Genomic DNA, 6454 nt, shown 5'->3' on the forward strand with positions numbered 1-6454 from the left:
GAAGTGTACGAAAATCAGTTCGTGGCAAGGGTTCCCGCTGAGTCGACGGCCACTATCGGGCAGTCCGTCGAGTTGGCTTTCGACCCCACGAAACTCGCCGTCTTCGACGTCGACTCCGGGGTGAACCTGACCATTCCGGCCCCGCCTTCCGCCGAGTGACGCTGGACCTGGTGCGTGAGCACCTGCGCGGCCATTTCGGCACGGAGCCCGATTCGGCGAGTGTGACGTTTCTGGGTACCGAGCCCATCGAGGTGCTGCGTTTCGAGCCTGGGACAGACGGATTGGCGCATTTCGTGTCGGTGGGTTGCTCGCGCCATCCGATGGTCGATCCAGCCTTTGTCCTCGCCGATCCGGACCGCGGACCGCGCGCCGAAGTTGTGCTGCGCCTGCGCAATCACGGCGTAGTCAGGGGGTTGGCGCGCACCCTGGCGATCGTGGCGGCAGGCCCGGCGGTCGAGGGCGTGGTGCTGGCCGCCGACGCGCTGATCGACCTCGGCTCGCCATTGTGGGCCGGCGCGCCGTTCACGGCGGTGTTGTTGGGCCACAGCGACATTCCCGATTTGCGGTTGCCGGCCCCGTGCGACCCGGTGCGCTTCTTGTCGGCCACTCCGATTACGGCAACCGAGGCGGCCTGGGTGCGGCTCAAGGGCGCTGAGACCATGCGACAGACCTGGCTCGACGACGGCGTCGATGTGCTGGACCCGCTTCGCTGAGGTGCTCGCCCTACAGCCAGCCCTGCTTTCGGAAACTCAGGTACAGCAACAGGCAGACGGTGACCATGCCGCCGATCACCGCCGGGTAGCCCCAATGCTCGTCGAGCTCAGGCATAAATTTGAAATTCATGCCGTAGATGCCGGCCACCAGCGTGGGCACCGCGACGATACCGGCCCAGGCCGAGATCTTGCGCATATCGCTGTTCTGCTGCATCCCGACCCGGGCCAGCGCCGCCTGGACCAGCGTGTTGAGCATGTCGTCGTAGGCAGAGATATGGTCGGCGGCCTCGGTCTGGTGGTCGGCGACGTCGCGCAGGTAGCGCCGGACTTCCTTGGAGATCAGGTCCTTGTTCTCGGTCTGCATGCGCTGGAATGCGATCGATAGCGGACTCACGCACCGGCGTAGCTCGACGACTTCACGCTTGAGCAGGTAAATCGGTTCGACGTCGACGTTGCGGCCGGGAGCGAACGCCACTTCCTCGGCACCGTCGACGTCGTCTTCCATCAGGCAGGTCACTTCCACGTAGTGATCCACCACGTAGTCCGCGATGGCGTGCATCACCGCGTAGGGGCCCAGCCGCAGATGGTCAGCGTCGCCGTCCATCCGCTTGCGGACGTCGGCCAGCCCCCCGTGCTCGCCGTGACGGACCGTGATCACGAAATTCTTGCCGACGAAGATCATGACTTCGCCGGTCTCGACGATCTCGCGCGCCAGTACCACCGACTCGTGCGGGACGTAGTTCACGGTCTTCAGGACCAGGAAGAGCGTGTCGTCATATCGTTCGAGCTTGGGCCGCTGATGGGCGCACACCGCGTCTTCGACCGCCAGGGGATGCAGGTCGAAGACCTCGGCCACTTCCTGCATGTGGTTGGCGTCGGGTTCGTGCAACCCGATCCACACGAACCCGTCCTGCCCCATCAACTCCAGCTCGCGCACCGTGCTCAGCGCGTCGGCGTAGCCGTACTTTCCGGGCAGTCGTTGGCCGTCGACGTAGACGCCGCAATCGACCAACGGCTGCGCTGGGTGGGTGTGCTTGTGATGTTGGTGTCGCTCGTGTACTCGCGGCTTCGCAACCGCTCTCATTGTTTCGGGCAATGCGTCGGGTCCCGGGAACATGTCAACCTCCCATCGCGGCGCAGGTCGTTAGCGAGCGGTGCTAAATGCTACGCGTCCCGGCCTAACAGCGGGCGACGAGTTTCGGACCGGAGGTCGGAGCCCGACCCGTCGTGCGCTAGTTTCGACGCGAACCAAACACTCTTTAAGGAGCACATCGACGTGAGCGCAAGTCCTTTGAAGGTCGCTGTCACCGGCGCTGCCGGCCAGATCGGCTACAGCCTGTTGTTTCGCCTGGCCAGTGGCTCGCTGCTGGGCCCGGACCGCCCGATCGAGCTGCGGCTGCTCGAGATCGAGCCCGCGCTCAAGGCGCTCGAGGGTGTCGTCATGGAACTCGACGACTGTGCCTTCCCGCTGCTGTCCGGCGTGCAGATCGGCGCGGACGTGAACAAGATCTTCGACGGGGTGAACCTGGCCCTGCTCGTCGGCGCGCGTCCGCGCGGCCCGGGCATGGAGCGCGGCGACCTGCTGGAGGCCAACGGCGCGATCTTCACCGCCCAGGGCAAGGCGCTGAACTCGGTCGCCGCCGACGACGTCCGGATCGGGGTGACCGGCAACCCGGCCAACACCAACGCGCTGATCGCGATGACCAACGCCCCTGACATCCCCAAGGAGCGGTTCAGCGCGCTGACCCGCCTGGACCACAACCGGGCCATCAGCCAGGTGGCCACCAAGACCGGCGCCAAGGTCACCGACATCAAGAAGATGACGATCTGGGGCAACCACTCGGCCACCCAGTACCCCGACGTGTTCCACGCCGAGGTCGGCGGCAAGAACGCGGCCGAGGTGATCAACGACCAGGCCTGGATCGCGGACTACTTCATCCCGACCGTCGCCAAGCGCGGCGCGGCGATCATCGACGCGCGCGGCGCCTCGTCGGCCGCCTCTGCCGCGTCGGCCACCACCGACGCCGCCCGCGACTGGCTGCTGGGCAGCCCGGAGGGCAACTGGGTCTCGATGGCGGTCGTGTCCGACGGTTCCTACGGCGTGCCCGAGGGGCTGATCTCGTCGTTCCCGGTGACCACCAAGGACGGCGACTGGACGATCGTGCAGGGCCTGGAGATCGACGAGTTCTCCCGCGCCAAGATCGACGCGTCCACCGCCGAGCTGGCCGACGAGCGCAGCGCGGTCACCGAGCTGGGGCTGATCTAAATAGGTCCGCTGGTTGTCTGACAAGGGGTTATCGCGGCGGCCTCGGGAGCGATTCCAGGATTGCTAGACAGGCTGAGTACTCTAGGGGCCGTGTCCGAAACCCTTGACATGGTGAAGCGCCTTCCCGAGCCGAATCCCCAGGTCGTCGTCACTGACGAGGAGATCTTCGAGGCACACGTAGGCGGCAAGCTTTCGGTAGGCCTGACGGCTCCGCTGGACACCCAGCGTGCGCTGTCGATCGTCTACACCCCGGGTGTGGCGCAGGTCAGCCGCGCCATCGCCGCCGATCGCACCCTGGCCGCCCGCTACACCTGGGCCAACAGGCTGGTGGCCGTCGTCAGCGACGGCAGCGCGGTGCTGGGCCTCGGCGACATCGGGCCGGCGGCGTCGCTGCCGGTGATGGAAGGCAAGTGCGCGCTGTTCAAGGAGTTCGGCGGGCTGGACGCGATCCCGATCGTGCTGGACACCAAGGACCCCGACGAGATCGTCGAAACCCTGGTGCGGCTGCGCCCGACCTTCGGTGCCGTCAACCTGGAGGACATCTCGGCGCCGCGCTGCTTCGACATCGAAAAGCGCGTCATCGAGGCGCTGGACTGCCCGGTCATGCACGACGACCAGCACGGCACCGCGATCGTGGTGCTGGCGGCGCTGATGGGCGCCACCAAGTTGCTCGGCAGGGACATGTCCTCGGTGCGGGTGGCGGTGTCGGGTGCCGGGGCGGCCGGTGTCGCGTGCACGAATCTCCTTCTCGCCATGGGTGTTTCCGACATCACCGTGCTGGACTCGCGCGGCATCGTGCATTCCGGTCGTGACGACATGAACAGCGTCAAGGTCGAGCTGGCGCAGCGCACCAACCCCGACGGTCGCACCGGCGGGCTGGTCGAAGCGCTGGACGGCGCGGACGTGTTCCTCGGGGTGTCCGGGGGCGTGGTGCCCGAAGAGCTGATCGCCACGATGGCGCCCGACGGGATCGTCTTCGCCCTGTCCAACCCGGATCCCGAGATCCATCCCGACGTCGCGGCCAAATACGCGGCGGTGGTGGCCACCGGGCGCAGCGACTTCCCGAACCAGATCAACAACGTGCTGGCGTTTCCCGGGATATTCCGCGGCGCACTGGACGCCGGAGCGCGCCGGATCACCGAAAAGATGATGGTGGCCGCGGCCGAGGCGATCTACTCCGTGGCCAGCGAGAACCTCGCGATCGACCGGATCGTGCCGAGCCCACTGGATGGACGCGTCGGGGAGGCGGTCGCCGCTGCGGTGGCTTTCGCCTCGGATACCTCCTGGGAGTGAGCATCGGCAGGCTGGCCGCGCTGCTCCTGGCTTTGGCGCTGGTGCTGGCCGCCCCCGTCGGCTGCTCGGCGCACAAGGGCCATCCGGAGGTGGTCGTCGGATCCACGCCGGACCTCGAGTCGAGGCTGCTGGCCGCCATTTATGTATCGGCGCTGCGGGGATACGGCTCCGCGGCGCATGCCCAAACCGCCGCCGACCCGATGGCGAAACTGGACTCGGGCGAGTTCACGGTGGTCCCCGCCTTCACCGGCCAGGTGTTGCAGCGGCTGAAGCCTGGCGTCGCAGTGACGTCCGACAAAGATGTCTATCGCGTGATGATCTCGATGCTGCCGGAGGGCGTCCTGGCGGGCGACTACACCACTTCGGCAGAGGACAAGCCGGCGCTTCTGGTGACTCAGGCCACCGCCGCGACCTGGGGCGGTAAGGACCTGCCTGCTTTGACCAAGCATTGCGACGGGCTGGTCGTCGGGATGGTCGCGGGCACGCACGCACCCTCGACGGTGGGCCCGTGCCGAATGCCGGTCGCTCGCGAATTCCCTGATGGCACAGCGATGTTCGCCGCGCTGCGGGCGGGTCAGCTGGCCGCGGCGTGGACCACCACCGCCGACCCCAACATCCCGGGGGACTTGGTGGTGCTGAGCGACGACAAACCCCCGCTGATCCAGGCCGAGAACGTGGTGCCGCTGTATCGGCGCAACGCGCTGACCGATCGGCAACTGCTGGCGCTCAACGAAGTGGCCGGCGTGCTGGATACAGCGGCGCTGGCGGATATGCGCCGCCAGGTGGCCGGGGGCGCCGATCCGCAGGCGGTGGCCGACGGGTGGATGGGCGAACACCCGCTGGGCCGCAGTTAGCTCTGGCGTGCCGCATCGAGACTGCACCGGTGGCGTCGAGACTGCGTACAGGTACACGTTGTGCGACGAGGGGCCGCCCTCAGTGCAGTCTCGGCGAGCCTGCGGGCGTCCTCACTGGCGCGGGGTCGGCAGCAGCCGGCCCAGCACGGGGCCGAACAGCCGCTGATAGCCGGAGCCGGTCAGCCGCACCAACGCATCAAGGATCTTGGCGTCCGGGCCGACCAGTACCCGGGCCCGGTTCTTGCGCACGGCTTCCAGGATGATCTGCGCGGCCCGCTCCGGGCTGGTGCGGGCCAGCCGCTTGTCGAACAGTTTGGCCATGTCGTCGGCGTCGAGTCCCTCGGCAGCGGTGGCGTTGCGGGCGATCGCGGTCCTGATGCCGCCGGGGTGCACGGTGGTCACCCCCACCGGGTGGCCGGCGGCCACCATCTCCTGGCGCAGCGCCTCGGTGAAGCCGCGGACGGCGAACTTGGCCGAGTTGTATGCCGCCTGTCCGGGGACCGCGAAGATCCCGAACAGGCTGGAGACGTTGACGACGTGGCCGTCGCCGGAGGCGATGAGGTGCGGCAGGAACGCCTTGGTGCCGTTGACGACGCCCCAGTAGTCGACGTCCATCACCCGTTCGATGTCCTTGAACGAGCTGACCTCGACGTCGCCGGTGAAGGCGATACCGGCGTTGTTGTAGATCTGGTTCACCTTGCCGAAGTGCTCGTTGACCGCGTCGGCGTAGAGCAGGAAGGCCTCCCGTTCGGTGACGTCGAGCCGATCCGTTTTGACCGACGCGCCGATGGCCTTCAGCCGCTCCTGGGTCTGCGCCAGTCCTTCGGTGTCGACGTCGCAGATGGCGACCTTGGCACCGGATCGCGCCAACTCGACGGCCAGCGCCTGGCCGATACCCGAGCCCGCACCGGTGACCACCGCGACTTTCCCGGCGAACCCCTGCATGAGCATCCTCCCTCGTCTCGCTCAGTTGCGTCGAGGCTAACCGGTACCAGCGGTCCCCGATACCAGTGGGTCCCAAGCGCCGGCCCGGACGCCAGACTCCGCACCGACTGGGCGAGCGCGCTCATATGCACGGGAATTTGCGTTATCGCCGTACATTTGCGGCCCCTCGCGCCGCACCGGCTAGGGCTACAGCCAGCTAGCCGAACGCGGTGTCCAGGATCTCCTGCTGTTCGACGGCGTGCACCTTCGACGAACCCGACGACGGCGCCGACATCGCCCGGCGGGAGATGCGCTTGATCCCGCTGAGCTTGTCGGGCAGCAGCTCGGGCAGCTCCAGGCCGAACCGCGGCCAGGCGCCCTGGTTGGCCGGCTCCTCCTGCACC

At 67.4% G+C, this 6454-nt stretch carries 7 protein-coding genes and 1 pseudogene; 5 read left to right on the forward strand and 3 right to left on the reverse strand.

Features of this window, described 5'->3' with window-relative positions; all coding sequences use genetic code 11:
• A pseudogene (locus VML93_RS29540) lies at positions 1-159 on the forward strand (ABC transporter ATP-binding protein); the annotation flags it as partial.
• Between the two features lie 2 nt (positions 160-161).
• Entirely contained in the window at positions 162-713 is a 552-nt protein-coding gene (locus tag VML93_RS29545; RefSeq protein ID WP_325615976.1) for a suppressor of fused domain protein, read from the forward strand.
• 10 nt (positions 714-723) lie between these two features.
• Here VML93_RS29545 and corA read toward each other — a convergent pair whose 3' ends face one another.
• Positions 724-1830: a magnesium/cobalt transporter CorA gene (gene corA, locus VML93_RS29550; protein WP_325615966.1), complete on the reverse strand. Its 1107-nt coding sequence runs from the start codon at positions 1828-1830 to the stop codon at positions 724-726.
• 159 nt (positions 1831-1989) lie between these two features.
• On the opposite strand from corA, the gene VML93_RS29555 reads away from it, so the two are divergent.
• The 3 genes from VML93_RS29555 to VML93_RS29565 all read left to right on the forward strand — a co-directional run bounded on the left by VML93_RS29555 (position 1990) and on the right by VML93_RS29565 (position 5126).
• Positions 1990-2979 (forward strand): malate dehydrogenase, encoded by a 990-nt coding sequence (locus VML93_RS29555; protein WP_325615969.1) that lies wholly within the window; start codon positions 1990-1992, stop codon positions 2977-2979.
• Between the two features lie 108 nt (positions 2980-3087).
• Positions 3088-4272 (forward strand): NADP-dependent malic enzyme, encoded by a 1185-nt coding sequence (locus VML93_RS29560; protein ID WP_325615978.1) that lies wholly within the window; start codon positions 3088-3090, stop codon positions 4270-4272.
• Positions 4269-5126, forward strand: coding sequence for a glycine betaine ABC transporter substrate-binding protein (locus VML93_RS29565; protein WP_325615971.1), 858 nt, complete (start codon positions 4269-4271; stop codon positions 5124-5126). The genes VML93_RS29560 and VML93_RS29565 overlap by 4 nt, the downstream gene beginning before the upstream one ends.
• A 111-nt stretch (positions 5127-5237) precedes the next feature.
• Here the strand turns inward: VML93_RS29565 and VML93_RS29570 are convergent, their stop codons facing one another.
• Together VML93_RS29570 and VML93_RS29575 are read right to left on the reverse strand one after the other, a co-directional pair.
• Entirely contained in the window at positions 5238-6071 is an 834-nt protein-coding gene (locus VML93_RS29570; RefSeq protein ID WP_325615972.1) for an SDR family NAD(P)-dependent oxidoreductase, read from the reverse strand.
• A gap of 196 nt (positions 6072-6267) precedes the next feature.
• The coding region (locus VML93_RS29575; protein ID WP_325615974.1) for a hypothetical protein at positions 6268-6454 on the reverse strand (187 nt) is incomplete at its 5' end.

The organism is Mycobacterium sp., assembly GCF_035499775.1.
Lineage (GTDB): Bacteria > Actinomycetota > Actinomycetes > Mycobacteriales > Mycobacteriaceae > Mycobacterium.

Coding starts and splice junctions, on each gene's coding strand:
- VML93_RS29570 (WP_325615972.1), bottom strand. CDS start 6,071: ATGCAGGGGTTCGCCGGGAAAGTCGCGGTGGTCACCGGTGCGGGCTCG.
- VML93_RS29560 (WP_325615978.1), top strand. CDS start 3,088: ATGGTGAAGCGCCTTCCCGAGCCGAATCCCCAGGTCGTCGTCACTGAC.
- corA (WP_325615966.1), bottom strand. CDS start 1,830: ATGTTCCCGGGACCCGACGCATTGCCCGAAACAATGAGAGCGGTTGCG.